We start from the raw sequence: 26,317 nt of genomic DNA, 5'->3' as shown, positions 1-26,317 counted from the left end.
TGCCAGTGCGTTCGCAGGGGGCGAACGAGGATGCACGCCGGCCTCGAGTGCGGCCACGACGAGTTAATTGCCATGCGTGCATTTATCTCGATATATTCGGGTTATCCCTGCCTCCGAGGAGTCCTCAGTGCACCGACCCGCCCTCCTGTCCGCCGCCGCGGTTGCGGTCGCTCTCGCGGTCGTGCCGGTCGCCCCAGCACTCGCCGCATCGGGTATCCTCGTCGTGACGGGCACAACCGTCGGCATCACCGACGAGACGTCGGCGACGTTCCACTACGAGTTCATCGACTCGACGGACACCGGCGACGACGTCACGTGCTCCCTCGACGGTGGCCCGTGGCAGGCCTGCCCGGACGGCTACACCGTGACCGGGCTGTCCGATGGCGACCACACGATGCTGTTCGCCTCGCCCACGACCAACGGCGCGACCGCCGTATGGACCGTCGACGACGCTGGCCCGGTCGTGCAGATCGAGCCCCTGCCGCAGTACATCAACGCGGTGCCGAACGTGGAGTTCACGGTCACGGACCGCACGGGCATCCGGCGCATCTGGTGCGAGGACCTGCAGACCGGCTCGAGCGGACCCTACTGGAGCTCGGGCGACTGCGACTCGCCCTCCATCGTCAACACCGGCCTCGACGGACCGCACACCTACACTGTCACCGCCACTGACACGTGGTGGCAGGAGGGCGGCGACAGCATCACGTATTTCCTCGATCGTGTGCTGCCCGAAGTGTCGATCACGAGCGACCCCGGCACCGAGTCGGGAGCCGAGGCGCAGTTCGAGTTCGAGGGCGCCGACGTCGATTCGGAGGGCACGATCGTGCCTCCCTACCAATCCGGCATCGACCGGTTCGAGTGCGCGCTCGATGACGCCGAGCGTGCCGAGTGCGTCTCTCCGCTCGTGCTCGACGGTCTCACCGACGGCGAGCACACCGTCACGGTCTGGGCGATCGACCGGGCCGGCAACGAGACCGCCGACGAGCGAACCTGGACGGCGGATGCCTCCGCCCCGGTGATCTCGATCGACGAGGTCGAGCCGTTCCTCACGCACGCCCCCGCGAGCATCTCGTGGACCGTCGACGACCCGACCGCGACGCTCGAGTGCGAGTACGCCTTCGAGAACGCGGACGAGGCGGTCAACACCAGCGGCGCCTGCGCCGCGTCGCCTCAGGTGCTGAGCGACGTCGAGGGCCGGTACTCGTTCACCGTGGATGCCCGCGACGCGGTCGGCAATACGGCGTCGCTGAGTCGCTCGTTCGTCGTCGATCGGACGAGCCCCGTCGTCAGCCTGACGGCCACGCCGCCCGCGGTCTCGGGTTCCGCGTCCGGCTCCCTCTCGTTCACGGCGGGCGAGGGACGCCACGATCCCTGGGTGTCGGGAGTGGCACGCTTCGTGTGCGTGCTGGACGGCACCATCGTCGACCCGTGCGCGTCGCCCTTCGAATTCTCCGGGCTGGGCGACGGCGAGCACGAGTTCGGCGTCATCGCGGTCGACAACGCCGGCAACACGTCCGATTCCGTGGGCCACGACTGGCTCGTGGACACCGTGCCGCCGACTGTCGAGATCGAGTCCGCGCCCGCCGAGTTCACGAACGAGGCGAGCGCGTCGATCGTCTTCACGGTCGTGGACACGGGCTCGGGCATCCAGTCGCAGTCCTGCTCGGCGGACGGCGACTCGGTGCCGTGCTCGTCGCCGATCTCGCTCAGCGGCCTCGCAGAGGGGGAGCACGAGGTCGTGATCTCGGTCACCGACAACGCCGGGTTGACGGCGTCGGCGACGGCGACGTGGACTGTCGATACCGTTGCACCCGTGGTCGAGTTCACCCGCGCGCCCCTGACGAGCGGGGCCAGCGCGACCTTCGAGTTCCGCTCGACGGATGCGTCGCCCGTCGGTCTCCCGATCGCTGTCGCTGCCGCACCCCTCGCGATGTTCGAGTGCTCGCTCGATGGCGGGGCCTTCGACGAGTGCGCGAGCCCCCTCGAGCTGACGGGTCTCGCCGCCGGCGGGCACGAGCTATCGGTTCGGGCGACGGATGCCGCGGGCAACTCCGGCGAGGCTGCCGTGCACGAGTGGGTGGTGCAGCTCCCGGCCGCCGCTCCCGCGGACCCGCGGCCGTTGGCGAGCACCGGCAGCGGCATCCCCGTCGGCGGCATCGTCGCGGCGGGAGTGCTCACCGTGCTCGGGGGAGTGCTGCTCGCGCGCCGGACCCGGAGGGCCTAGTAGCCCGAGAAGTAGTCCGTGTGCACGCGCCGCACTCCCTGCGCGCGCAGGGCTCGGCGGAGGTCGCCCACGAGGGCGGGCGGCCCCGAGACGAAGGCGCGCCGGCGCGCGGCATCCGGAACCGTCGCCGCGATGCCCTCCGCGGTGACGCGGCCGGTGCCGCCGTGGATCCAGCCGGCCGGGAGCGGCGACGGGGCGTCCGGGGCGAACAGGATGACGCGCGCCCCGGTTCGCTCGAGGAGCTCCTGGTAGGGCAGCGCGCCCGGCGTGCTCGTCGCGTAGACGACGGTGACGTCGCGGTGCTCGCCGCGCTCGGCGGCGTGCGCGAGCTGCGAGGCGAAGGGAGTGATGCCGATGCCGCCCGCGACGAGGAGCAGCGGTTGCGAGACATCTCGTGGCAGGGCGAAGTCGCCGCCCACACCCGTTCCGCGCACTTCGGCACCCGGCTCGAGGTCGAGCAGGGCGCGCTTGAAGCTCGATGACTTGCTCGGCACGGTGATCGCGAAGGTCAGCGGGCCGTGGTCGGTCGGCGCGGAGGCGATGGAGAAGTAGCGACGGCTGCCGCGGAAGTCCGCGCGGCGGTGGGGGATGGTCAGCTCCATGTACTGGCCGGGCAGGAACCGCACCGGTCGCGACGGCTGGAACGACAGCTCCCACGTCGACGGGCTCAGTTCGCGCTTGCCGAGGTACTCCATGCGGATCGCCCGGCGCTGCCCGAAGAAGAAGGCGATGACGTTGCCCGCGACGAGCGCGAGCTCGGGGCTCGAGTAGAGCACCGGCCAGCCGGGCGCGACGGGGCCGATCGCGAACGTCGAGGCGAACAGCACGCCGACGACGGCGGCGACGAGCAGCTGCTGCCAGCGCCGCGGGGGCAGGGTGAGCGGCTCGGTGAGCATGAACCCGGCGAGGAAGACGGTGGGGTACGACAGCAGCACGAAGGAGAGCCCTGCGGCGAGATCGCTGCCCTGCAGCAGATAGCGGGTCACCCAGATCACCACGGCGACGCCGATGAACACCCCGGCCATGCTGAAGCGCTGCGTGCGGTAGAGCACGAGGAAGGCGCCGATCGCGACGAGCGGCAGCAGGTACGGGGTCGCCACCCACCAGCTCGCGAAGTTGAGTCCGGTGAGCGAGACGACGACGGCGCCGATCGCCGCGGGGTTGGCGACGTGGCGGCCGCGGATCGCGAGCACGTACTTCGAGAGGCTCGCCACGGCGCCGGCCATCGCGACCCCCGCGAGCTGCTTCGGGTCGAGCGTCGGCGGGAAGAGGAAGAACAGCAGCACGCCGGTGATGATCGCCGACTCGAGGTGCGGCTTCGCCCGGAAGACGAGCCCGAACAGGATGCTCGTGCCGACCGTCACCCCGACGGCGACGACGTTCGTCACGACGATCGCGAGCGGCGAGTACCCCGACATCTGCCCGAAGAACGAGAGCACGAGGGCCAGGACCGTGGTCGCACCGAGCACGATGAGCAGCAGGCTGTACATCGTGACGGCACCGGTGACGCGATCGAGCCACTGCTTCATAGGAACATCTCCCCGTCCAGGTCCGGCGAGAACTCTACTCGCCCGGTCGAGTGCACGCGCACGAACTGGACGCCGAACTCCTCGGCGATCCGGTCCGCGTCGGCGAAGAACAGCGCGGTCGCGCACCCGTCCGCGACGAGCGCGGTGGGGGCGATCGCCCACGTCGCGATCACACGGGAGGTGGGCAGCCCGGTGGTCGCGTCGAGGACGTGGTGCAGCCCGTTCCCCCACGCGCGACGGTTGGTCGCCGAGGCGCAGATCGCGCGGCCGCCCAGCTCGATGACGCCGATCGCCTTCGTCGGGTCGGCGGGATGCTCGAGCGCGACGCGGTACCCGGGTGCGGCATCCCACCTCCGGAGGTCCCCGCTCGCGTCGACGACGACGCCCGTGGCGCCACCGGCGACGAGCAGTTCGCCCACGAGGTCGACGAGGTAGCCCTTGCCGGCGGCTCCGATGTCGATCATGACGGGCCGCACCGCCGTGAGGGTCGAGCCATCCCACCGCACGGCGTCCTCCCACGCGGGCGCCGGCCGCGCCGGACCGCTCGGGCGCAGCGAGTACGCGGCGTCGTAGCCCAGCACTTCGAGGGAGCGTCCGACGAGCGGGCTCACGGCGCCGTCGGTGGCGACGTAGAGGCGGCGGTAGAGGTCGAGGAGCGGGGGCGCGTCGGCGGGGAGCCGCCACGACCCCGGCTCGCGCGCGATGCGCCTGACGAGCGAGTCATCCCGGAACCGCGACCACGTCGCGTCGAAGCGCGCGATGCGCTCGTGCATCGCGAGGACGAGCTCTGGCTCGAGGGCTTCTGCGCTGTCGACCTGCCAGCGCGTGCCGATGGCCTCGAACTCGAGGCTAGGCGGCAGCGTCGGCCTTGATCGTCTCGACGGCGGCATTGAAGCCGCCGCTCGCGAGCGAGGACCCGGCGACCTTGCTCACGGAGATCTCGTCGATGTCCTTGCCGACGACGATCGCCGCGATTCCGCCGATGAACTCGCCCTGGTAGCGGATGGTGTTGGGGTTGGTGCCCTCGCCGACGACCTGGACGTCGGTGATGATGTCGTCCTGGAGCGTGATCGTGACGTCGAGGGTCTCGGTGCCGTTCGGGGACTGGTACTGGCCGGTAGCGCTGTAGGTGCCGTCCGCGTAGGTGGCGTCTCCCGAGTCGGTGGTGTCGGTGGGGGACGACGTCTCCTCGGTGGTGTCCGGCATCGTGGCGTCGGTCGTGTCGTCGGTCGGGGAGGTCGTGGTGCTGCACCCGGCGAGGGCGCCGACGAGGGTCAGTCCCGCCGCGAAAGCGATGGCCGTCTTGCTGTCGGTGAGCGTGCGCATGGATCTCCTTGATCGTCTCGGATCGCGTCGTTGTCGTATCAAGCATGTCGGGTTTGGATTCCGATGGCTTGGAGGCGGCTGAGAAGGCGCTGGGGATCGGGATGCCCCCCTCCGTGTAACGGGCGTGTAAATCTCCGTTCGTCCTCTTGCGCCGGGTTTGTTCGTAAGGTTTACTAACAAACATGACGACGGGGTTCACGACCGGACGGGCACTGCGCCCGACCACCAAGGTGCTGCCGGAGCACGCCCGCGGGCACAACCGCGCGCTCGTGCTCCAGACGCTCTACCGCACCGGTCAGCTCTCGCGCGCCGACATCGCCCGCGAGACCGGCCTCACGCGCGTCACGATCTCCGACCTCGTCGCCGAGCTCATCCTCGAGCGGCTCATCATCGAGGTGGGGCAGCGCGAGGACGCCCGACCCGGCAAGCCGGCAACCCTCCTCGACCTCGACCGCAATTCCTTCCAGATCGTCGGCATCGACCTCTCGGAGTACGCCACCTTCCGGGGCGCCGTGCTCGACCTCGACGGGCAGATCCTCCACCGCGCGGAGCTGCCCCTCGCGGGAGCCACGGGAGAGGATGCCACGGCCCTCGTCGTCACCCTCGCCGAGCAGCTCGTCGCCCACGCCACGCGTCCGCTGCTCGGGCTCGGCGTCGGATCCCCCGGCATCGTCGACCTCGCCGGAGTCGTGCTGAGCGCCCCGAACCTCGGGTGGGCGAACGTGGATCTGCAGGGCATCCTCGCCGACCGCTTCGGCGTTCCGGTGGTCGTCGCCAACGACGCGAACGCCGCCGCACTCGCCGAGCACAGCTTCGGGGGCGCCGACAGCGACATGATGCTCATCAAGGTCGGGCACGGTGTGGGTGCCGCGCTCCTGCTCGACGGCACCCCGCTCTACGGCAGCCGCTTCGCCGCGGGCGAGATCGGCCACGTCGTCGTCGGCACCGACGGCGGAGCCGAGTGCGTGTGCGGCAAGCGCGGCTGCCTCGAGACGTGGCTCGCCACTCCGCGGCTGCAGGGCGCGCTCGCGGCGGCAGCCGACGCGGATGCCCGCGCCCAGGTGCTGAGGGAGGCCGGCCAGCGGCTCGGCATCGCCCTCGCCCCCGTCGTCGGAGCGCTCAACCTCGCTGAGGTCGTGCTGAGCGGACCGACCGAACTCCTCGATGGCACGCTCGCGAGCGCGACCATCGACACGCTCCGCAGTCGCACGATGGCCGAGTTCCACGGCGATCTGACGCTGCGGATGACAGCGCTCGGAGAGGACATCGTCATGCGCGGCGCCGCCGCCATGGTCCTCTCCGCGCAGCTCGGGGTCTCCTGACCCTTGCACCAGCGAGGCGCCAGCCAGGCGTCGCGTGAGTCCCACTAGAAGGAAGACACACAATGACAATGAAGAAGATCGGAGCGGTCGCCGCGGCCACCGCCGCGCTTCTCGTGCTCGCCGGGTGCTCCACGCCAGCCCCCGAAGACGCGGGCGGCACGGACATCACCCTGTGGCTGATGGGCGGTGACACCCCGGATGCGCTGCGCGACTACCTTAAGACCGAGTACGCGGACGCAACCGGGGGCACCCTCACTATCGAGGAGCAGTCCTGGGGCGACGCTCTGTCCAAGCTCACCACAGCCCTGCCTGATGCCGAGAATACCCCGGACGTCGTCGAGATCGGCAACACGTGGTCGCCGACCTTCACGACCGTCGGCGCCTTCACCGACATCAGCGACATGTACGACGAGCTCGGCGGCGACTCCCTGCTGCCGTCGTTCGTGGAGATCGGCGAGGTCGACGGGGCGAACTACGCGCTCCCGTACTACTTCGGTTCGCGCTACATGTTCTACCGCAAGGACATCTGGTCGGCTGCCGGCAAGGAGGTGCCGACGACCCTCGCCGAGTTCAACGAGACCGCGGCATCCCTGAAGACGGCGACGCAGTCGGGCTTCTACATCGGCGGCCAGGACTGGCGCAACGGCATCTCGTGGATCTTCGCCAACGGCGGAGAGCTCGCGGTCAAGGACGGCGACCAGTGGGTGTCCACCCTCTCCGACCCGAACACGATCGAGGGTCTCACCCAGCTGCAGTCGCTGTTCCAGAGCGCCTCGCTCGCCCCGGTCACGGAGTACGACAGCACGCCGTGGGTGAACATCAACAACAACGAGGCCACGGGCGCGCCCGAGGCGGCGACGATCATCGCACCCGGCTGGGCGCACTGGTCGATCGGCGACCTCGCTCCGGACCCCAACGACGACACCAAGCAGGTCGCGACCTGGAACGACGAGGTGTTCGGCACCTTCGTGCTCCCGGGCGTCGACGGCGGAGTGGCGCCGGTGTTCGCGGGCGGCTCCAACATCGCGATCTCCGCGGCGAGCAAGAACCAGGCCGCCGCGAAGGAGCTGATGAAGATCATCTTCTCCGAGGAGTACCAGACGATGCTCGGCGAGAACGGCCTCGGTCCGGCCAACCTGGACTACGCCGACTCGCTCGGCGACGACCAGTTCGCCGTCGCGCTGCGCGAGTCCGCCGCGGGGAGCAAGCTGACCCCCGCCGCGCCCGGCTGGGCCGCGGTCGAGGGCTCGGGCCTGCTCGAGGAGTTCTTCGGCAAGGTCAACGAGGGCGGGGACATCCCGGCGCTCGCAGCCGAGTACGACGAGAAGATCACCGCTCTGCTCAACGGCTAACAGGTGTGCGGCGGGCGGGATGCCAGGTCCCGCTCGCCGCACCAGCCGCACTGAACCACCGCTCACCCCACCGAAAGGAGGTACCCCCATGTCGTCATCCGTCACCCTGCGCCGCTCGCGCACCCCGTACCTCCTGCTCCTGCCGGCGGTCGCGATCCTGCTGCTCGGCATGGGCTACCCGCTCGTCTGGCAGATCGTCACCTCGCTGCACGAGTACGGGCTCGCCCAGCAGTTCGGGCAGCCCGCGCCCTTCGTGGGCCTCGAGAACTTCATCACCCTCGCGACCGACGGCGCCCTCTGGGTCGTCGTCGCCCGCTCCCTCGCGTTCTGCGTGATCACCGCGGCCGTCACTTTGGTCGTCGGCACACTCCTCGCGCTGCTCATGACCGCCGTCACGAGGACGGCCCGGCTCATCCTGCAGGTCGCGCTCCTGCTGGCGTGGTCGATGCCGGTGGTCGCCGCGATGACCGTCTGGATCTGGCTGTTCGACTGGCGGCGCGGCGTCATCAACTACGTGCTCGACATGATCCCCGGCGTCGAGCTCTACCGCTTCCAGTGGCTCGCGAGCCCGATCACGTTCTTCCTCGTCGCGAGCATCATCGTCGTCTGGATGAGCGTGCCGTTCGTCTCCTTCAGCGTCTACGCGGGCCTCACCCAGGTCTCCGAGGAGGTGATGGAGGCAGCCCAGCTGGACGGCGCGAACGGCTGGCAGAGGTTCTGGTCGATCATCCTGCCGCTCGTCCGCCCCGTCATCGCGATCGTGCTTCTTCTCCAGCTCATCTGGGACCTGCGGGTCTTCACCCAGATCACGATGCTCCAGGATGCCGGCAGCAAGGCGAGCGACTACGACCTGCTCGGCACCTACATCTACAAGCTCGGCACGAGCGCCCAGGACTTCGGGATGGCCAGTGCCGTCTCCATCCTCGTGCTCGCGATCACCATCGCGCTCAGCTGGTTCTACATCCGGTCGCTCCTGAAGGAGGACCAGCAATGACCCGCGTCCGCATCCGTCGACTGCTCCTGTCGGCGCTGGCCGTCGTCATCGCCGCACTGTGGGCGTTCCCCGTGTACTGGATGGTGAGCTCGTCGCTCATCCCCACGGCGGTACTGAACTCGTTCATCCCCACGTTCTTCCCGGCTCGCCCGACCGGCAGCAACTACGCGGGCGCACTCGCCGACGGCTCCTTCTTCCGCGCCCTCGGCATGAGCCTCGCGATCACCCTCACCGTCGTCGTCGCGTGCCTGCTGTTCGCGTTCCTCGCGGCCCTCGCGATCAGCCGCTTCCGCTTCCGGGGGCGCACGTCCTTCGTCGTCGCGGTGCTCGTCGTGCAGATGCTCCCCGCCGAGGGGCTCTTCATCGCCCAGTACAAGATGGTCTCGAGCGTGGGCCTGCTCGACTCCGTCATCGGACCGAGCGTCATCTACACGGCGGCCGTCGTGCCGTTCACGATCTGGATGCTGCGCGGCTTCGTCGCGGGCATCCCGGCCGATCTCGAGGAGGCCGCCATGGTCGACGGGCTCTCGCGCTTCGGTGCCTTCATGCGCATCACCTTCCCGCTGCTCGCACCGGGGCTCGTGGCATCCGGGGTGTACGCGTTCCTCCAGGCGTGGAACGAGTTCACCGTCGCCCTCGTGCTGCTGCCCTCGGAGGCCAACCAGACCCTCCCGCTGTGGCTGCGCGGCTTCGTGCAGGCGAGTGCCACGCGAGAGACCGACTGGGGCCAGGTCATGGCCGCCTCGACGCTCGTCGCGGTCCCCGTCATCGTCTTCTTCCTCATCGTGCAGGGCCGGCTCACGTCGGGACTCGTCGCGGGGGCGGTGAAGGGATGAGGGTCGGCATCGACATCGGTGGAACGAAGACGGATGCCGTCGCCATCCGCGATGACGGAGCGGTCGAGCACCAGCTGCGCCTCCCGACGGGCTTCGGCCACGACGCGGTGCTCGACACCGCCGTCGCCGCGGTGACGGACCTCGCCGCCGCGGCCGGAACGGACATCGCCGGTTTCGAGTCGATCGGCATCGGCGTGCCCGGGGCGGTGGATGCCGCGGGCCGCGTCGTCCACGCCGTCAACCTCGGTATCGACGACCTGCCCCTCGGAGCCGCCCTCGCGGGCCGGCTGGGCCGCCCGGTGCGGATCGACAACGACGTGAACGCCGCCGCGCTCGGAGCGTTCCGACTCCTCGGGCGCGACCCCGAGCATTCGATGGCCTACCTCAACCTCGGCACCGGGCTCGCCGCCGGGCTCGTGCTGCGCGGACGGCTGTGGCGCGGGGCGCGCGGGGCGGCCGGAGAGGTCGGGCACATCCCCGTGGACCCTGCGGGCCCGGAGTGCCCGTGCGGTCAGCGCGGGTGCCTCGAGATGGTCGCGTCGGGCTCCGCGATCGCGCGGCAGTGGCCGACCGACGACCCCAAGCCCGCTCGCGCGCTCTTCGCGGCGGCCGCCGCGGGCGAGCCGCTCGCGGTCGAGGTCCGATCGCGACTCGTCGAGAACGTCGCCGCGGCCGTGCGCCTGCTCGTGCTCACCGTCGACGTCGACAGCGTCGTGATCGGCGGCGGACTCTCGTCGCTCGGCGGGGAGCTGCTCGACGACGTCGTCGGGGTGCTGCGATCCTGGGAGGGCGCCTCGGCGTTCCTCGCCTCGGTGGACCTCAGCTCTCGGGTTGCCGTGGTGCCCGCCGGGTTCCCCGCTGCGGCGGTCGGCGCCGCTCTCGTCGGTGTGGCCGGGGAGGACTCGTGGCCGAGGTAGTCATCCTCCCGACCTCGGCGGAGGCGGGGGACCTCGCCGCGTCGGCGATCGCATCCCTGGTGTCCCGCCGTCCCGACGCGGTGCTCGGTCTCGCGACCGGGTCCACGCCGCTGTCGACGTGGCGGGCGCTCGCGGCGCGCGGCCTCGACCTCTCTCGCGTGCGCGGGTTCGCGCTCGACGAGTACGTCGGACTGCCGGCCGGGCATCCGGAGAGCTATCGCGCCGTCATCACCCGGGAGGTCGTCGAACCGCTCGGGCTCACCCCGTCGCTCGTGCGCGTGCCGTACGACGACGGTCCCCTCGCGACCGCGGGGGAGCGCTACGAGGCGGCGATCGACGCGGCGGGCGGAGTCGACCTGCAGATCCTCGGCATCGGAACGACCGGCCACATCGGCTTCAACGAGCCCGGCTCCTCGTTCGCCTCGCTCACCCGCGTGAAGACCCTCACGGAGCAGACCCGCGCCGACAACGCCCGATTCTTCGAGTCGCTCGACCAGGTGCCGATGCACTGCGTCACTCAAGGCCTCGGCACGATCCTGCGCGCCCGGCACCTCGTGCTCCTCGCGTTCGGCGAGCGCAAGGCCGAGGCGGTCGCGGGAGCCGTGGAGGGGCCGGTGACGGCATCCCTGCCGGGTTCCGCGATCCAGCTGCACCCGCACGTCACCGTCATCGTCGACGAGGCCGCGGCGTCGCGGCTGCGCTTCGCGGACTACTACCGCCACGCGTGGGCGAACCGCTTCGACTGGGAGTCGCTCTAGCAGGGGGAGAGGGCTTCAACGGCGGGTGACAGCGAAGCCGGACCTCCTACGAGAATGACGGATTGGACATCCGCCGATTCCAGGTAGTCGAGCACACCACGCGGCACGCACGAACCGGGAACCGCGACGAGAGGGGCGGGAAGCCGACCCGCCCACGCTGAAGCCGAGAGGGCGTCCGGAAAATTCGCTCCGGTGGCGAGCAGCACACGATCGGTGCGGGGGAAACCGTCGAGCGCAATCGCGAGCGACGCCTCGAACCGATCCGCGCCCCACAGTCTCGTCGTCGGCGCGATCGTGGACAGAGACGACTGGATGCCGGTGCTCACGGATGCGGGGCCGCCGGCCACCACGATGCGATCCGGTGCCACTGAACCGAGCAGCGCGGACGTCGCCGAGTCGAGTGTGGGAGCGGATCCCGGGACGAGCAGGACCGGCCACCCGCGCGCGCCGCCGGCGGCCGCGGCGGACAGCGCATCGGGAAACGTTGCGCCGGTTGCGACGTAAATTCCGTCGGAGCTCGGGAACGCGTATTCGACCACGGCGCGCGACGCGGCGTAGCGATCGGGTCCCCACAGGCGGATGGTGTCCGGCTGGATGTTCTTGAGCTGGGCGACGACACTATCGCTGACGCTCGCGGGCCCGCCCACGACGATGATGCGATCCGGATCGAGCCGCTCGATCTCATCCCTGACGACACCAGGCACTCCAGTGGGTGTCACGAGCAGTAGCGGCCCGCCGAGCGTCGCAGCGGCGGGTCCGGCGGAGAGGGCGTCGGCGAAACCGAGCCCGTTCGCGATCACGACGACCGGGGCTGGGCCCGGGTACGCCCGACGCGAGACCTCGACCCCGACCGCGAACCGGTCGACGCCCGAGATCCGCTCCACCGCGACCGGCGGTTCCGGGTCGGGCGGGATGCTCGCGAGCTGGGCATACAGCGCCGTGCCCGCCGGGGATTTGGGCTGATCGTCGGCGGTGACGAGCGCGTACCGGCTGTTGCTGAGCGACTCGCTCGGTTCGACCCGCCACCACGCCCACGGCAGGTAGCCCACGCCGTGCGCCTCCGCCCACGTCATGAACGTCGTCAGGTGCCCGCTGCCGCCGTCGGTCTGCCCGAACTCCGTCGACACGACGGGCACGACCGCGGCGACGGGGGCGATCTCGGTGTTCCAGCATGTCGTCGTGCGACAGCGCTGCGCCGGATAGTTGTGCCAGGATGCCACGAGCTGGTCGTCGTCGGGGCGGAAGGCGAGCCACTGCCTCAGGTCGTTGGCGTAATCGATCCCGCCGAGGAGGATCGGCTGCTCCGCCCCGGCGGTGCGCACCGCGGCGACGAGGGCGGACATTCCCGTCGCGGCATACGTCGCCCCGCTCAGTGTTCCCGTGTAGTCGTCCTCGACCGGTGGTCGGCAGCCGCCGTCGCGCCAGCACTGCCAGGTCAGTTCGAAGACCCAGCTGCTCGTGCCCCACCGCGAGTACGGCTCGTTGAAGAGGTCGAACATCACCGAGCGGTTGCTCGAGAACCGCGCGGCGACGGACGACCAGAACGCCGTCGACTGGCTGTCCGGCATCGCGCGCTGCCCGTGAGCGGAGTACCCCGGAGGGGCCGACGTGTGCAGGTCGAGGATCGCGACGATGCCGGCCGCGTTGAGTTTCGCCACCCACGCCTCGACCGCCGCGCGGTAGCCCTCGGCAGTCCGGCCGGAGCCGGCGGGGCTGCCCCGCAAGCCCAGCCAGCAGTCCTGGTTGAGGGGGATGCGCACGGTGTTGATCCGCCACGACGCCATGAGTGCGGCCTCTGCCGCCGTCGCTTCATCCCCCGAGTAGCCCCAGCCCTGCCAGCACGCGTACTCGAAGCTCGGCCAGTTGGCGCCGCGGGGTACGAAGGTCAGCCCGGTGCGGGCATCCACGAGCCTGTTGCCGACGACGACGGGCTGGGCGGCGGGGGGCGCGGCCGTCGCGGGCGGCGGAGGGGCGAGCGGCATCGCGATCACGACCGCGGCGGTAACCGCCGTTATCCAGGTGCGAATCCCCACGAGGCCCCCCTCGCGGGCAGCCTATACCCGCCCGGGTGCGGCGCGCCGCGCGAACTCAGGATCGATCGGTGTGCGGGGTGCCGCCCCGGGATCCCAGCGCGGTGCATCCTGAGTTCATGCGCACCGCGCCCTGAGCGAGAGTCCTAGAGGCGGCGCCCGTCGGCGTACACCGCCGACACGTGCCACTCGTGGTCGAGGAGCACGGCGTCGGCGGCGAAGCCGGGGACGAGCATCCCGAACCGCTTCTCCAGGCCGAGCACGCGAGCGGGCGTGCGCGTGAGCGCCTCCACCGCGGCTGCGGGCGGGATGCCCGTGCGGACCGCGCAGCGGAGCGCGGCATCCTGGGTGAGCGTCGACCCGGCGATCGTGTCGGTTCCGGAGAGCACCGCGAGCCCCTCGCGCACGGTCACGTTGAGGGAGCCGAGCCGGTAGTCGCCGTCGACCGAGCCCGCCGCCGCCATCGCATCGGTCACGAGCGCGATGCGGCCCGGCGCGGCCGTGAACGCGAGCGCCGCGACATCCGGATGCACGTGCACCCCGTCGAGCACGAGCTCGAGCACGACGCGCTCGTCCTCGAACGCCGCGACCACCGGACCGGGGGAGCGGTGGTGGATGCCCGGCATCGCGTTGAAGGCGTGGGTGACGAGCCGCGCGCCCCGATCGAACGCGGCCCGGGTCTGCTCGAAGCTCGCCTCGGTGTGCCCGACCGCGACGACGACGCCCGCCTCGACGAGCACGTCGATGGCCTCCCCGGCGTTGGGCAGCTCGGGGGCGAGGGTGATCTGGCGCAGGGTCCCGCGCGCGGCGGTGATCAGCTCCTCCACCTCGAGGGGGTCGGGGTCGCGCAGGAACTCGAGGTTGTGGGCTCCGCGTCGCTCGGCAGCGAGGAAGGGCCCCTCGAGGTGCGAGCCGAGCACGAGAGGGTCGGCTGCGGCGAGCTCGGCCACCGCCTCGAGGCTCTCGCCCAGGGAGGCGAGCGGGTTCGCGACGAGGCTGATGACGGAGCGGGTCGTGCCGTGCGCGCGATGGGTGGCGAGGGCGGCCGCGACCTCGTCGGCACCGTTGTCGAAGGCGTGCCCGCCCCCGCCGTGGCCGTGCAGGTCGAGGAAGCCCGGCGTGAGCCACTGACCGCCCGCGTCGACGAGCTCGTCGGCGACCGGGTGCGCGCCGGTTCCGGTCGCCACGATGACGCCCGACTCCACGAGCATCCAGAAGTCGTCGACCTGCCCGTCGGCGTCGAGCTTCCTCGCGGAGTGGACGACGGTGCTCATCGGAAGATGATCGTCCTTGCGCCGTCGAGCAGCACCCGGTCCTCCGAGAACCACTTGACCGCCTGGGTGAGGGTGCGCGACTCCTCGTCCTGCCCGATCGCGACGAGCTCCGCGGGACTGCGCGAGTGGTCGACCCGCACGACGTTCTGCTCGATGATGGGGCCCTCGTCGAGGTCGCTCGTCACGAAGTGGGCCGTCGCGCCGATGAGCTTGACCCCCCGGGCGTGCGCCTGCTTGTACGGGTTCGCGCCCTTGAATCCGGGCAGGAAGGAGTGGTGGATGTTGATGACCCGGCCGGCGAGCGCCGCGCACAGCTCGGGCGAGAGGATCTGCATGTAGCGCGCGAGCACGACGAGCTCGATGTCGTGCTGGTCGACGACCTCTTGCACGCGATCCTCGAACGCGAGCTTCTGGCCCGCCGACGTCACCGGGTGCGACTCGAACGGGACGTCGTAGAACTCGGCGAGGCCCGCGAGATCCGGGTGGTTGCTGAGCACGAGCGGGATGTCGACGCCGAGCTGACCGGCCCGCTGCCGGTACAGGAGGTCGTTGAGGCAGTGGCCCGCCTTGGAGACGAGCACGAGGGTGCGCAGCGGGCGCCCCACGACGTCGAGCTGCCACGTCATGCCGTACTTCGCGGTGACGGGGGCGAGGGCATCCTCGAACCGCTCCCGGGAAACGGGGGACTCGACCTGCAGGCGCATGAAGAACCGACCGGTGTCGTCGCTCGAGAACTGCTGCGACTCGGTGATGTTGCCCTCGGCCTCGACGATCGCGCCGGAGACGGCGTGCACGATGCCCGGCTTGTCCTCGCAGACGAGAGTGAGGATCCAGTGGGTCGCGGCGTCGGTCACCACCCCAGCGTAGCGGCGTGTCGTTGACCCGCAGCGACGCGCGGGTCTAGTGTCCGAGAGGCGTCAACTGGGAGGTTCCGTGGCCGAGTCCGAGAAGTCCGTCATCGAGCAGAACGGCATCAACACGATCGCCGAGTCGGAGCGCAAGGGCCGCCCCCGCGACCTGTTCTGGCCGTGGGCCGCCGCCAACCTCTCCCTCTTCGGTATCGCCTACGGCTCGTACCTGCTCGGCTTCGGCATCTCGTTCTGGCAGGCGACCGTCGTAGGCGTCGTCGGGATCGTGATCTCGTTCCTCTTCGTGGGCGTCATCGCGCTCGCGGGCAAGCGCGGCTCCGCCCCGACTCTCGTGCTCAGCCGCTCGGTCTTCGGGGTCAACGGCAACAAGGTGCCGAGCATCCTGTCGTGGATCCTCACGGTCGGCTGGGAGATCGTGCTCGTCTCGCTCGCGACGCTCGCGACGGCGACCGTCATCACTCAGCTCGGCGGCGACGGCGGCGTGCTCACGAAGGTCGTCGCGCTCGTCATCGTCGCCGCGCTCGTCATCGCGGCCGGCGTCATCGGCTTCGACCTCATCCTCAAGCTGCAGTTCTGGATCACGATCGCGACGGCGGTGCTCACCGTCGTCTACATCGTCATCGCCATCCCGCACATCGACCTCGCGGCGGTCGCCGCGCTGCCCGCTGGCGACGTACCGGCCGTCATCGGCGGATTCGTCTTCATGCTCACCGGCTTCGGTCTCGGGTGGGTCAACGCCGCGGCCGACTATTCGCGCTACCTGCCGCGCAACGCCTCCAGCCGCGGCGTCGTCGGGTGGACGACGTTCGGCGCGTCCATCGCCCCCGTCCTCCTGCTCGTGTTCGGCCTCCTGCTCGCGGGCTCCTCGCAGGAGCTGCGGGATGCCCTCGCCCTCGACCCCGTCGGAGCCCTCGCCGCGATCCTGCCCATCTGGTTCCTCGTGCCGTTCATCGTCGTCGCCGTGCTGGGCTTCGTCGGAGGCGCGGTGCTCGACATCTACTCGTCGGGGCTCGCGCTTCTGACGGCGGGCCTGCGCGTGCCGCGGTTCGTCGCCGCCTCCATCGACGGGGTGCTCATGGTGCTGGGCGCCGTGTTCGTGGTGTTCATCGCGGAGAACTTCTTCTTCCCCTTCCAGGGCTTCCTCATCACCCTCGGCGTGCCGATCGCCGCGTGGGCCGGAATCGTCATCGCCGACGTGCTGCTGCGTCGCGAGGGCTACGCCGAGAAGGACCTCTACGACCCGAAGGGCCGCTACGGGAGCGTGCGCTGGGCGCCCGTCGCCCTTCTCGTCGGGGGCTCGATCGTGGGCTGGGGCTTCGTCGTCAACACGTACGCCGAGTGGCTCGGCTGGCAGGGCTACTTCATGGATGCGATCGGCGGCAAGGAGGGCACGTGGGCGTTCGCGAACCTCGGGGTGCTCTTCGCCCTCGTGATCGGCTTCGTCGGCTACCTGCTGCTCGGGCGGGCCGCCATCCGTCGCGAGGAGGCGGCTGCGGATGACTGAGCCGGGCGCCGAGCCCTGGCTCGTCGTCATCGACATGCAGGTCGTCTTCGCCGAGTCCGGGAGCCCGTGGGCGACGCCCGGCTACGCGGCCATCGAGCCGACGGTGCAGCGTCTCGTGGAGCACTTCGGCGAGCGGGTCGTGTTCACCCGGTACGTCGCTCCGGAGCATCCGACCGGCGCATGGGTGCCGTACTTCGAGCTCTGGCCGTTCGCTCTCGTGCCGCCCGACGACCGGCTCTATGACCTGATGCCCGCGTTCTCCGGAGAAGCGCGCACGGTCGTGACAGCGACGACGTTCGGCAAGTGGGGTGACGAGCTCGCGAGCATCCTGGGTCCCGACCCGACGATGGTGCTCGTCGGGGTCTCGACCGACTGCTGCGTCATCTCGACGGCGCTCGCGGCGGCCGACGCGGGTGTCGCGGTGCGCGTGGTCGCCGACGGATGCGCCGGACTCAGCGAGGCCGACCACGACCGCGCCCTCGCCGCGATGTCGCTCTACGGGCCGCTCATCGAGGTCGTCACCTCCGATCAGGTGCTCTCCCGCCCCTAGGCTGAGAGGCGATGTCCAGCACCACCGGTTCTCGCGCCTCCTCCGCTCCGACCCCGCCGTTCCCGTGGGTCGGCCTCGTCACCCTCTCCCTCCTCGTGTTCACGTCGGTGACGAGCGAGTTCCTGCCGACGGGGCTGCTGCCCGACATGGCGCGCGAGCTCGGGGTGTCGGAGTCGCAAGTGGGCATCCTCGTGACCGTGTTCGCGGGCACCGTCGTGGTGACGGCTGCGCCCCTCGCGACCCTCACGCGCCGGTTCTCCCGCAAGTACCTCATCCTCGCGGTGCTCGGCATCTTCATCGTCGGCAACGTGCTCGCCGCGGTCGCGCCGAACTACGAGGTGCTGCTCGTCGCTCGAGTGATCGGCGGTCTCGCGCACGGACTGTTCTGGTCGGTCGTCGGCGCGTACTCGGGCCACCTCGTCCCGCGGCACCAGGTCGGTCGGGCGGTCGCGATCGTGTCGGGCGGCGGCACGGCCGCGTTCGTGCTCGGCGTGCCGGTCGGCACGGCGCTCGGTCACCTGCTGGGCTGGCGCGTCGCCTTCGCGATCATTGCCGGGATCACCCTCCTCCTGACCCTCGTGACGCTGAAGTTCCTGCCGCCGGTGCGCCACATCGCCCCGCTCGCGACCGGCGAGATCGCTCTGCCGCTGCGCAAGGACAAGTCCATCCCCGGTGTCGTGCTGCTGTGCATCCTCATCGTCATGATCATCACGGGGCACAACATCTTCTACACCTACATCGCCCCGTTCCTCATCGGGCCGGTGGGGCTGGATGAGGGTGCCGTCGCGGGAGTGCTGTTCCTGTACGGGGGCGCGGGTGCCATCGGCGTGCTGCTCGCGGGACTCCTCGTGGACCGCTACCCGCGTGCCGCGCTCGCCGCGTCGCTCGTCGGCATCATGGCGACCGTCCTGACCGTGGGGCTCGTGCCGCACAACCCGTGGGTCGCCGTGCCGGCGATCGTCGCGTGGAGCATCGCGTTCGGCGGCATCCCGAGCATGGTGCAGACGCGGATGCTGCACACCGCGTCCGCGCGGCTGCGGGACGTGGCATCGGCGTACCAGACGACCGCGTTCAACATCGGCATCGGCGGGGGAGCGCTCATCGGCGGCATCATCCTCGACTACTGGAGCATCACGGCGCTGCCGTTCGTCGACATCGCGATCACGGCGTCCGCCCTCGTGCTGCTGTTCGTCGGCGACCGGTGGCTGCACTCGCGCGCGCGGCGCATCACGCCGACGGAGCCGGTGCCGACCGTCGGGTGAGACCGACCGGGCTTACGCGTGCCCGACGCCCAGCCGGTCGAGGTACCCGGTGAACGCCGCCAGGCGGGGCTCGAACTCGGCGAAGACCCTCGGCGCGCGCGGCGACCACGCGAGCTCCGCGGCGCTCGCGAGTCGCGGGAACGCCATGGTCTCGACCTGGTCGATCGTCGACAGCGTCTCCGTCCACATCGGGGCTTCGATGCCCAGGATGTCGTGCTCGGCGAGGCCCGGCACGACGTCGGCCGGCTCCCACTCATAGGAGTCGCGGATGCCCGTCGGCCCGTTCGCCCACTCGAGCCCCAGCTCGGTCGACTCGTCGTACTTGTGGTCGAGGTAGATCGCGTCGGCGGGCGACAGGATGACGCGGCCCCCCTGCTCCACGAACGAGAGGGTGTGCTCGGCCGCCCCCTCCTGCGGTGTCGTGTAGCTCCAGTACTGCCCGATCGTCCCGGGCGGCAGCTCACGGGAGCGGCCCATCTCGTGCCATCCGATCAGGGTCTTGCCGGTCGCGGCGCCGATCGCGGTCGCCCGCGCGATGAAGTACTGGAAGTCCTCGTCCGTCGTCGCGAGCGACTCGTCGCCGCCGAGGTGGAGGTACGGGCCCGGTGTCAGTGCGGCGAGCTCGCGGAGGGCATCCGCCACGAATTCGTAGGTGCGCTCGGAGCGGATGGCGAGCGACGAGAAGCCGACCTCGATGCCCTCGTAGGGCTCGGCCGGGGCATCCCCGAGCTCCGGGTACGCGGCGATCGCCGCATTCGTGTGGCCGGGCATGTCGAACTCGGGAACAATCGTGATGAACCGGGATGCCGCGTACTCCACGATCTCCCGGTAGTCGTCGGCCGTATAGAAGCCGCCGCCCCCGCCGCCGACCTGCGTGCTCGCGCCGATGCCGGTGAGCTCGGGCCACGAGTCGAGCTGCAGGCGCCAGCCCTGGTCGTCGGTGAGGTGCAGGTGCAGGTGGTTGAGCTTCAGGAGGGCGATGTCGTCGAGGTAGCGCTTCACCGCGGCGACGGGGAAGAAGTGGCGGGCGACGTCGAGCATCGCGCCGCGGTAGGCGAACCGGGGGAAGTCGTCGATGTGGACGTGGGGCACGCGCCCCTCGGCATCGGTGAGCTGGGCGAGAGTCTGGCGGGCATAGAAGGCGCCCGCGTCATCCGCCGCCTCGATGCGGATGCCGTCGGGGGCGACGTCGAGGGTGTAGCCCTCGGGATGCGCACTCCCTGAGGCACTCGAAGGCAGCCCCCCGTGCACGCTCACGTCGAGGGCATCAGCACGCGAGCTTCCCTCCCGCTCGATCACCGACACGGGCTGCGGCACCACGTTCACTCCCATCCCCCGAGTATGTCAGGAGTCCTAACTAACCGCGAGGAGACCCCTACCCCTCACCGCGAGGAGACCTCTACCCTCTCCTCCTCTTCCGAAACGACGGAGATCCGGCCCGAAGCAAGCGGGATGCCGCACAGTACGCAGCGGGATGCCTCGATCTCCGTCGTTTCGGAAGAGGACAGACGCGCACAGGGGGCATGAGGGTCGCGGCGGCGCGGGACGGCTCCACAACGCCACCGCGCGAGGCTGGTACGCTGAACCGGTCGCGACTGGCGTTGAGATGGGTCAACCATCGGGGAGCGACCGCCTTCGAAGTGAGCCGTACGCCTGGGCTCACGGGATAATCGTCCTAGTTCGATCGCGCGTCAGGAGCCGCCAGTGTCATCCACGTTCAACTCCCCCCTTTCCGAAGTCGATCCCGAGATCGCCGCGGTCCTCGAGCAGGAGCTCGGCCGCCAGCGCAACACGCTCGAGATGATCGCGTCCGAGAACTTCGTGCCCCGGGCCGTGCTCGAGGCGCAGGGCTCGGTGCTCACCAACAAGTACGCCGAGGGCTACCCGGGCCGCCGGTACTACGGCGGGTGCGAGTTCGTCGACGTCGCCGAGTCGCTCGCGATCTCGCGTGCCAAGGAGCTCTTCGGCGCCGCCTACGCGAACGTTCAGCCGCACTCCGGTGCCTCCGCCAACGCCGCGGTGCTCTCCGCGATCGCGAGCCCGGGCGACCGCATCCTGGGTCTCGCCCTCGACCAGGGCGGCCACCTCACGCACGGCATGAAGCTCAACTTCTCCGGCAAGCTCTACGAGGCGAACGCCTATGGCGTCGACCCCACCACGCACCGCATCGACATGGACCAGGTGCGCGAGAAGGCCCTCGAGGTCAAGCCCCACGTGCTCATCGCCGGCTGGTCGGCGTACCCGCGCCAGCTCGACTTCGCGGCGTTCCGCGCGATCGCCGACGAGGTCGGGGCCGTGCTGTGGGTCGACATGGCCCACTTCGCCGGACTCGTCGCCGCTGGCCTGCACCCCTCGCCCGTTCCGCACGCGCACGTCACGAGCTCGACGGTGCACAAGACGATCGGCGGACCGCGCTCGGGGTTCATCCTCACCAACGACCTCGAAACCCAGAAGAAGCTCAACTCGAACGTCTTCCCCGGTCAGCAGGGCGGACCGCTCATGCACGTGATCGCGGCGAAGGCGACCGCCTTCAAGCTCGCCGGCGAGCCCGAGTTCAGGGAGCGCCAGGAGCGCACCATCCGCGGCGCCCAGATCCTCGCCGAGCGCCTCGCCGCCGCCGACGTCGCCGAGGCGGGCGTGAGCGTGCTCACGGGCGGCACAGATGTGCACCTCGTGCTCGTCGACTTGCGCAACGCGGCCATCCACGGGCAGGACGCCGAGGACATCCTGCACTCCGTCGGCATCACGGTGAACCGCAACGCCGTGCCCAACGACCCGCGCCCGCCGATGACGCCGTCCGGCGTGCGCATCGGCACCCCGGCGCTGGCCACCCGCGGCTTCGGCGACGCCGAGTTCACGGAGGTCGCCGACGTGATCGCCGCCGCCCTCAAGCCGAACCCGGATGTCGCGGCTCTCCGCTCCCGCGTGGAGAAGCTCGCCGGCGACTTCCCGCTGTACGAGGGCCTCGAGTCGCCGGGACGCTGGAGCTGATGACAGCACTCACGCTCGACGGCGTCGCGACCGCGGCCGCCGTGAAGGACGAGCTGCGCGAGCGCATCGCCGCGCTGAAGGCCCGCGGCATCACGCCCGGGCTCGGAACCCTGCTCGTCGGGGATGACCCGGGCTCGCAGTCCTACGTCGCGGGCAAGCACCGCGACTGCGCCGAGGTGGGCATCGAGTCCATCCGGGTCGACCTGCCGGCAACCGCCTCCGAGGCCGACGTCATCGCGGCGATCGAATCGCTCAACGCCGATCCCGCGGTGACGGGCTACATCATCCAGCTACCGCTGCCCGCCGGGCTCGATGAGAACGCGATGCTCGAGCTCATGGACCCCGACAAGGACGCGGATGGCCTGCACCCGACGAACCTCGGTCGGCTCGTTCTCGGCGTCTCGACGGAGATCGACTCGCCGCTGCCGTGCACGCCCGCGGGAATCGTCGACATGCTGCAGCGCTACGACGTGCCGATCGCCGGCACGCACGTCGTGGTCGTGGGTCGCGGGCTCACCGTGGGGCGCCCGCTCGGCCTGCTGCTCACCCGAAAGGGCCTCGACGCGACCGTGACGCTGACGCACTCCCGCACGGCCGACCTCGAGTCGTACGTGCGCCGCGCGGACATCCTCGTCGCGGCGGTCGGCGTCGCCGGGCTCATCAAGCCCGAGTGGGTCAAGCCCGGTGCGGCAGTGCTCGACGTCGGTATCACGCGAGTGGTGAACCCGGACACCGGCAAGGCGAGGCTCGTCGGCGACGTCGACCCCGCGGTCGCCGAGGTCGCCGGGTACCTCTCGCCGGTGCCAGGTGGCGTCGGACCCATGACCCGTGCGATGCTGCTGAAGAACGTCGTCGACGCCGCGGAAAGGACTGCACCGTGAGGATCTCCTGGGGACACGTGATCGTCGGGTTCGCCGCGCTCGTGGCGCTCGCGCTCGCCGCGGGCTTCGTGCTCGAGTACCTCGGCCTGTGGCAGCTGCAGCTGCCCTGGTCGCCGTACGTCGTCGACTAGGCGAGCCCGCTACCGGTCGAAGAGCAGCATCCCGGCGCGCAGCGCGAAGTTGCGCAGCAGCGACAGCTCGGGCACTGAGAAGGTTCGCGGCCGCGTGTCCACCACCGCGAGGACGCCGATGCGGTGCCCGTCGGGCGACTCGACGGGATGCCCGGCGTAGAAGCGCAAGTAGGGCTCGCCGGTGACCTGCGGTCGATCCCGGTTCCGCGGGTCTGCGGCGAGATCCGGGATCACGAATCCCCGCGGGTGCTCCAGGACCTCGTTGCTGAGCGACCCCCGCCGAGGCGCGGCGAGCCCGGTCTCATTCGTCGCCGCGAGGAGGCGCACCTCGTCGCGGCCGACGAAGAAGAAATCGACGCTGTGCGCCTGGAGCACCTCCTTCGCGGTCGCGAGAAGGAGATGGATGCGCGGGTCATCGCGCACCTCCGCCGACTCCACCCACGCCACCGCGGCGAGCCGGGCCTCCTCGTCTACCGGGACGCGCACGCGGTCGGGCGAGTGGTCGAGCGCGTCGGCGAGCAGGGGGATGATGCCGCGGGCTGCTCGCTCGTAGGTGGCATCCGAATCGAAGTCTTCGGCGCTCGAGACGGGCGCGCCCCCCGCGAACGACATCCGCGGGCGACCGTCGAGCGCCGATCGGGTGATGCTGTTGGCCGCCGCCGCCCGCGCCGCAGCGACGTTGCGGATCGCGGCGTTCACCGAATCGGGGAAGTGCTCGGGCACCCCCACCACGATGACGCACGGGTCGGCGGCCCGACCCGTGCTGAGGTGGTCGAGCAGCGCCGTGACCTGGCGCTTCCAGCGACGCCGCGGCATGAGCTCGAGCGTCTCGCGGACGCCGATGGTGAGCACGATCGCGTCGTAGTGCGCGATGCGACGCGGGGTCAGCTCTGCGATGATCTCGGGGATGCCGAGCCCCGGGTACGCGACCACGTCGAGGTCGGTGCCCCGCCGGGTGACGGCCGAATTGCCGCGCGCGAGGTGCCCCGCGAGCCCCAGCTCGTGACTCACGACGCCCCAACCGATGGCGACGCCCTCGCCGATCAGCAGGACGCGGTCGGGGTCGTGGCCCGGTCCCCGCACGACGGCGCGCGGCTCGGGAGGTCGGGGCGCGGTGTACCAGGCATCCCGCGAGTACCGCTCCATGAGCGCGTACGCGAGCCTGCCCAGGTAGTGCAGAAGGTCACCGAACACCGCGGCCTCCGGCCACTAGTAGTTGCCTGAGGGTAGCGCTCCCAAGAGTGGTTCGGTATCCCCGCGAACGGGGCGCTGCTCAGTCGCGCGCTGCCCCGCTGGCGGCGGTCACCGTGAACATCGTCGGCTGCGCGAATCCGTGCTCGGCGAAAGCACCGTCGACGGCGACCTGGATGCGCGAGATCCCCTCGCTCGGGACGAGCGCGATCGCCGCCCCGCCGAAACCGCCGCCGGTCATCCGCGCCCCGATCGCGCCGTTCGCCTGCGCCGTCTCGACGGCGAGGTCGAGCTCCGGCACCGAGATCTCGAAGTCGTCGCGCATGGAGATGTGCGAGGCATCCAGGAGCTCTCCGATGGCGAGCGGCCCGGACTCGCGCAGGGCGATGACGGTGTCGAGCACGCGCTGGTTCTCGGTGACGACGTGCCGCACTCGGCGGAACGTCTCATCGTCGAGGAGGTTCCTCGCGCGCGGCAGGTCGTCGACGGTCAGGTCGCGCAATGAGTCGACCTCGAGGATGCGCGCGCCCTGCTCGCACGAGGCGCGCCGTGCGGCGTACCCGCCGGTCGCGTGCGAGTGCGAGACCCCCGTGTCGATGATGAGCAGCTCAAGGCCCGCCTCCGCGAAGCCGAGGGGTACGAGCGACGACTCGAGCGAACGGCAGTCGAGGAAGACCGCGTGGTCCTCGCGGCCCAGCAGTGACGCGGACTGGTCCATGATGCCGGTGGGTGCCCCGACCGCCTTGTTCTCGGCGAGCTGGCCCACGCGGGCGAGGGTCTGCCGGTCGAAGCCCAGCTGCCAGACGTCGTTGAGGGCGACGGCGACGGCGCTCTCGATCGCCGCCGAGGAGGAGAGGCCGGCTCCGACGGGCACCGTCGAGGCGATGTACAGGTCGGCGCCGGGCACGCCGGCGAGGTCGGCCCCGAACTGGCCGAGCGCCCAGGCGACGCCGAGCGGGTAGGCCGACCAGCCGTGCAGCCGCTCCGGCGCGAGCTCGGCGATCGAGATCTCGGCGACTTCGTCGGCGAACTCCGACGCCACGCGCAGCACGCCGTCGTCGCGCAGCCCCAGGGCCACGACGGTACGGCGGTTGATCGCGAAGGGGAGCACGAAGCCGAGGTTGTAGTCGGTGTGCTCGCCGATGAGGTTGACGCGGCCGGGCGCCGACCACACCCCCTCGGATGCCCGACCGAACGTCTCCTCGAAGCCGGCGACGACGTCGTCCCTGATGTCGCTCATGCGCGCGAAATGCCTTCCCTGATGAACTCGGCCTGCGCCTCCGGCAGGACGTCGCCGATCCAGGCGCCCATGGCGGCCTCCGACCCGGCGAGGTATTTGAGCTTAGACTCGCCGCGCCGCGGACTCGTCACCTGGAGGTTCAGGCGCACGGCATCCCGGCCGACCGACACGGGAGCCTGGTGCCACGCGGCGATATAGGGCGTGGGGGTGTCGTACAGCGCGTCGAGGCCGCGGAGCACGCGGCGGTAGAGCACCGCGAGCTCGTCGCGTTCCTCGGGCGTCGTCGCGGGGAGGTCGGGGATGTGGCGGTTCGGCAGCACGTGCACCTCGAGGGGCCAGCGGGCGGCGAACGGGACGAACGCGGTCCAGTGCTGCCCGGCGAGCACGACCCGATCGGAGCCGCGCTCGAACTCGAGGATGTCGGCGAACAGCGTCGGCCCGTACTGCTCGATCGAGTCGAGCAGTCGCTGCGTGCGCGGGGTGATGTAGGGGTAGGAGTAGATCTGCCCGTGCGGGTGGTGGAGGGTGACACCGATGGCCTCGCCGCGGTTCTCGAACGGGAACACCTGCTGGATGCCCGGCAGCGAGCTCAGGAACTCCGTGCGGTCCACCCACGCCTCGATGACGGTGCGGGCCCGCGTCTCGGAGAGCGACCCGAAGGACCCCTCGTGCTCGGGACTGAAGCACACCACTTCGCAGCGCCCGTGCGACGGAGCGGTGCGTCCCAGGCCGACGCCGCCGAGCTCGATCGCGCCGAGCTCCGGACCGAAGGAGGGGGAGCGGTTCTCGAAGACGGCGACGTCGTAGCGGCTCGGCACCTCAGAGGGGTTCGTGGGGGTCTGGGGGGCGAGGGGGTCGAGGTCCGCGGGCGGCAGGACGACGCGGTTCTGCCGAGACGAGGCGATCGAGATCCACTCACCGGTGAGCGGGTCCTGGCGCATGGTCGCCATGGCGGGGCGGGGGTCGAGGTCGCGCGCGTCGACGGCCCGCTCGGCGGGGAGCGTCGAACCGGGGTCGTCGTAGTAGATGAGTTCGCGACCGTCCGCGAGGGTGGAGTGGATCTTGGTGATTCCGCCGGTGAGCATGGCATTACGATATCGAAAGCAAGGGTTTCGTTTACGGAGGATATCGAAAGC

General features: G+C 70.5%; 23 protein-coding genes and 1 riboswitch. Of the genes, 13 read left to right on the top strand and 10 right to left on the bottom strand.

The genetic code is table 11. The features are described 5' to 3' along the window. The first annotated feature begins 127 nt into the window (after positions 1-127). Positions 128-2,224, top strand: a complete 2,097-nt coding sequence (locus tag Q5716_RS15800; RefSeq protein WP_305004123.1) for an LAVTG motif-containing sortase-dependent surface protein — start codon at positions 128-130, stop codon at positions 2,222-2,224. On the opposite strand, the gene Q5716_RS15795 is transcribed toward Q5716_RS15800, so the two are convergent. The 3 genes from Q5716_RS15795 to Q5716_RS15785 are packed head-to-tail and all read right to left on the bottom strand — an operon-like array spanning position 2,221 to position 5,079. Continuing rightward, positions 2,221-3,753 carry an FAD-dependent oxidoreductase gene (locus tag Q5716_RS15795; protein WP_305004122.1) on the bottom strand — a complete coding sequence of 511 codons (1,533 nt, stop codon included), beginning with the start codon at positions 3,751-3,753 and terminating at the stop codon, positions 2,221-2,223. The two genes, Q5716_RS15800 and Q5716_RS15795, sit on opposite strands and share 4 nt — an antisense overlap. Then, a complete protein-coding gene (locus Q5716_RS15790; RefSeq protein WP_305004121.1) occupies positions 3,750-4,643 on the bottom strand; it encodes an FAD:protein FMN transferase in 894 nt (297 codons plus the stop codon). Before Q5716_RS15790 ends, Q5716_RS15795 begins: the two co-directional genes overlap by 4 nt. Continuing rightward, a complete protein-coding gene (locus Q5716_RS15785) occupies positions 4,603-5,079 on the bottom strand; it encodes an FMN-binding protein (protein ID WP_305004120.1) in 477 nt (158 codons plus the stop codon). Before Q5716_RS15785 ends, Q5716_RS15790 begins: the two co-directional genes overlap by 41 nt. A 182-nt stretch (positions 5,080-5,261) precedes the next feature. Between Q5716_RS15785 and Q5716_RS15780 the strand changes: the two genes are divergently transcribed. From Q5716_RS15780 to Q5716_RS15755, 6 genes are all read left to right on the top strand, one after another. Further along, on the top strand, positions 5,262-6,401 hold the full coding sequence (locus Q5716_RS15780; protein ID WP_305004119.1) for an ROK family transcriptional regulator: 1,140 nt from the start codon (positions 5,262-5,264) through the stop codon (positions 6,399-6,401). 68 nt (positions 6,402-6,469) lie between these two features. Next, on the top strand, positions 6,470-7,753 hold the full coding sequence (locus tag Q5716_RS15775) for an extracellular solute-binding protein (protein ID WP_369523981.1): 1,284 nt from the start codon (positions 6,470-6,472) through the stop codon (positions 7,751-7,753). A gap of 88 nt (positions 7,754-7,841) precedes the next feature. After that, complete coding sequence (locus Q5716_RS15770; protein ID WP_305004117.1) at positions 7,842-8,747, top strand: carbohydrate ABC transporter permease; 906 nt, start codon at positions 7,842-7,844, stop codon at positions 8,745-8,747. After that, the gene (locus tag Q5716_RS15765) at positions 8,744-9,583 is read left to right on the top strand and encodes a carbohydrate ABC transporter permease (protein ID WP_305004116.1); all 840 of its coding nucleotides are present in this window, start codon (positions 8,744-8,746) and stop codon (positions 9,581-9,583) included. The genes Q5716_RS15770 and Q5716_RS15765 overlap by 4 nt, the downstream gene beginning before the upstream one ends. Further along, positions 9,580-10,500, top strand: coding sequence for an ROK family protein (locus Q5716_RS15760; RefSeq protein ID WP_305004115.1), 921 nt, complete (start codon positions 9,580-9,582; stop codon positions 10,498-10,500). The genes Q5716_RS15765 and Q5716_RS15760 overlap by 4 nt, the downstream gene beginning before the upstream one ends. After that, entirely contained in the window at positions 10,488-11,258 is a 771-nt protein-coding gene (locus Q5716_RS15755; protein WP_305004114.1) for a glucosamine-6-phosphate deaminase, read from the top strand. The genes Q5716_RS15760 and Q5716_RS15755 overlap by 13 nt, the downstream gene beginning before the upstream one ends. On the opposite strand, the gene Q5716_RS15750 is transcribed toward Q5716_RS15755, so the two are convergent. The 3 genes from Q5716_RS15750 to purU form a co-directional block, all read right to left on the bottom strand. Next, a complete protein-coding gene (locus Q5716_RS15750; RefSeq protein WP_305004113.1) occupies positions 11,255-13,291 on the bottom strand; it encodes a cell wall-binding repeat-containing protein in 2,037 nt (678 codons plus the stop codon). The genes Q5716_RS15755 and Q5716_RS15750 overlap by 4 nt on opposite strands. Before the next feature lie 143 nt (positions 13,292-13,434). After that, positions 13,435-14,562: an N-acetylglucosamine-6-phosphate deacetylase gene (gene nagA, locus Q5716_RS15745; RefSeq protein WP_305004112.1), complete on the bottom strand. Its 1,128-nt coding sequence runs from the start codon at positions 14,560-14,562 to the stop codon at positions 13,435-13,437. Next, entirely contained in the window at positions 14,559-15,416 is an 858-nt protein-coding gene (gene purU, locus Q5716_RS15740; protein ID WP_305004111.1) for a formyltetrahydrofolate deformylase, read from the bottom strand. The genes nagA and purU overlap by 4 nt, the downstream gene beginning before the upstream one ends. 79 nt (positions 15,417-15,495) lie before the next feature. Here purU and Q5716_RS15735 point away from each other — a divergent pair, with 79 nt between their 5' ends. Genes Q5716_RS15735 through Q5716_RS15725 form a run of 3 tightly spaced genes read left to right on the top strand, consistent with a single transcriptional unit; the run spans position 15,496 to position 18,747 of the window. Next, the gene (locus Q5716_RS15735) at positions 15,496-16,935 is read left to right on the top strand and encodes a purine-cytosine permease family protein (protein WP_305004110.1); all 1,440 of its coding nucleotides are present in this window, start codon (positions 15,496-15,498) and stop codon (positions 16,933-16,935) included. Beyond that, entirely contained in the window at positions 16,928-17,485 is a 558-nt protein-coding gene (locus Q5716_RS15730) for a cysteine hydrolase family protein (protein ID WP_305004109.1), read from the top strand. Before Q5716_RS15735 ends, Q5716_RS15730 begins: the two co-directional genes overlap by 8 nt. An 11-nt stretch (positions 17,486-17,496) precedes the next feature. Next, positions 17,497-18,747 carry an MFS transporter gene (locus Q5716_RS15725; RefSeq protein ID WP_305004108.1) on the top strand — a complete coding sequence of 417 codons (1,251 nt, stop codon included), beginning with the start codon at positions 17,497-17,499 and terminating at the stop codon, positions 18,745-18,747. Between the two features lie 12 nt (positions 18,748-18,759). Here the strand turns inward: Q5716_RS15725 and Q5716_RS15720 are convergent, their stop codons facing one another. Further along, the gene (locus Q5716_RS15720) at positions 18,760-20,079 is read right to left on the bottom strand and encodes a beta-N-acetylhexosaminidase (protein WP_305004107.1); all 1,320 of its coding nucleotides are present in this window, start codon (positions 20,077-20,079) and stop codon (positions 18,760-18,762) included. Between the two features lie 249 nt (positions 20,080-20,328). Continuing rightward, positions 20,329-20,413: riboswitch (ZMP/ZTP riboswitch) on the top strand. 38 nt (positions 20,414-20,451) lie between these two features. Between Q5716_RS15720 and glyA the strand changes: the two genes are divergently transcribed. Genes glyA through Q5716_RS15705 form a run of 3 tightly spaced genes read left to right on the top strand, consistent with a single transcriptional unit; the run spans position 20,452 to position 22,750 of the window. Continuing rightward, a complete protein-coding gene (gene glyA, locus Q5716_RS15715; protein WP_305004106.1) occupies positions 20,452-21,738 on the top strand; it encodes a serine hydroxymethyltransferase in 1,287 nt (428 codons plus the stop codon). Further along, the gene (locus tag Q5716_RS15710) at positions 21,738-22,619 is read left to right on the top strand and encodes a bifunctional methylenetetrahydrofolate dehydrogenase/methenyltetrahydrofolate cyclohydrolase (protein ID WP_305004105.1); all 882 of its coding nucleotides are present in this window, start codon (positions 21,738-21,740) and stop codon (positions 22,617-22,619) included. Before glyA ends, Q5716_RS15710 begins: the two co-directional genes overlap by 1 nt. Continuing rightward, positions 22,616-22,750, top strand: a complete 135-nt coding sequence (locus Q5716_RS15705; protein WP_305004104.1) for a hypothetical protein — start codon at positions 22,616-22,618, stop codon at positions 22,748-22,750. The genes Q5716_RS15710 and Q5716_RS15705 overlap by 4 nt, the downstream gene beginning before the upstream one ends. 9 nt (positions 22,751-22,759) lie before the next feature. On the opposite strand, the gene Q5716_RS15700 is transcribed toward Q5716_RS15705, so the two are convergent. The 3 genes from Q5716_RS15700 to galT form a co-directional block, all read right to left on the bottom strand. Next, entirely contained in the window at positions 22,760-23,944 is a 1,185-nt protein-coding gene (locus tag Q5716_RS15700) for a GAF domain-containing protein (protein ID WP_305004103.1), read from the bottom strand. Positions 23,945-24,023: 79 nt separating this feature from the next. Beyond that, a complete protein-coding gene (galK, locus tag Q5716_RS15695; RefSeq protein WP_305004102.1) occupies positions 24,024-25,181 on the bottom strand; it encodes a galactokinase in 1,158 nt (385 codons plus the stop codon). After that, positions 25,178-26,266, bottom strand: a complete 1,089-nt coding sequence (galT, locus tag Q5716_RS15690; protein ID WP_305004101.1) for a galactose-1-phosphate uridylyltransferase — start codon at positions 26,264-26,266, stop codon at positions 25,178-25,180. The genes galK and galT overlap by 4 nt, the downstream gene beginning before the upstream one ends. Positions 26,267-26,317: the final 51 nt, after the last annotated feature.

The sequence above is a fragment of the Antiquaquibacter soli genome (genome assembly GCF_030580675.1).
Classification (GTDB): domain Bacteria; phylum Actinomycetota; class Actinomycetes; order Actinomycetales; family Microbacteriaceae; genus Rhodoglobus; species Rhodoglobus soli.
The sequence above is the reverse complement of the archived record's forward strand: the minus strand, read 5'-3'. Positions and strand labels throughout refer to the sequence as shown.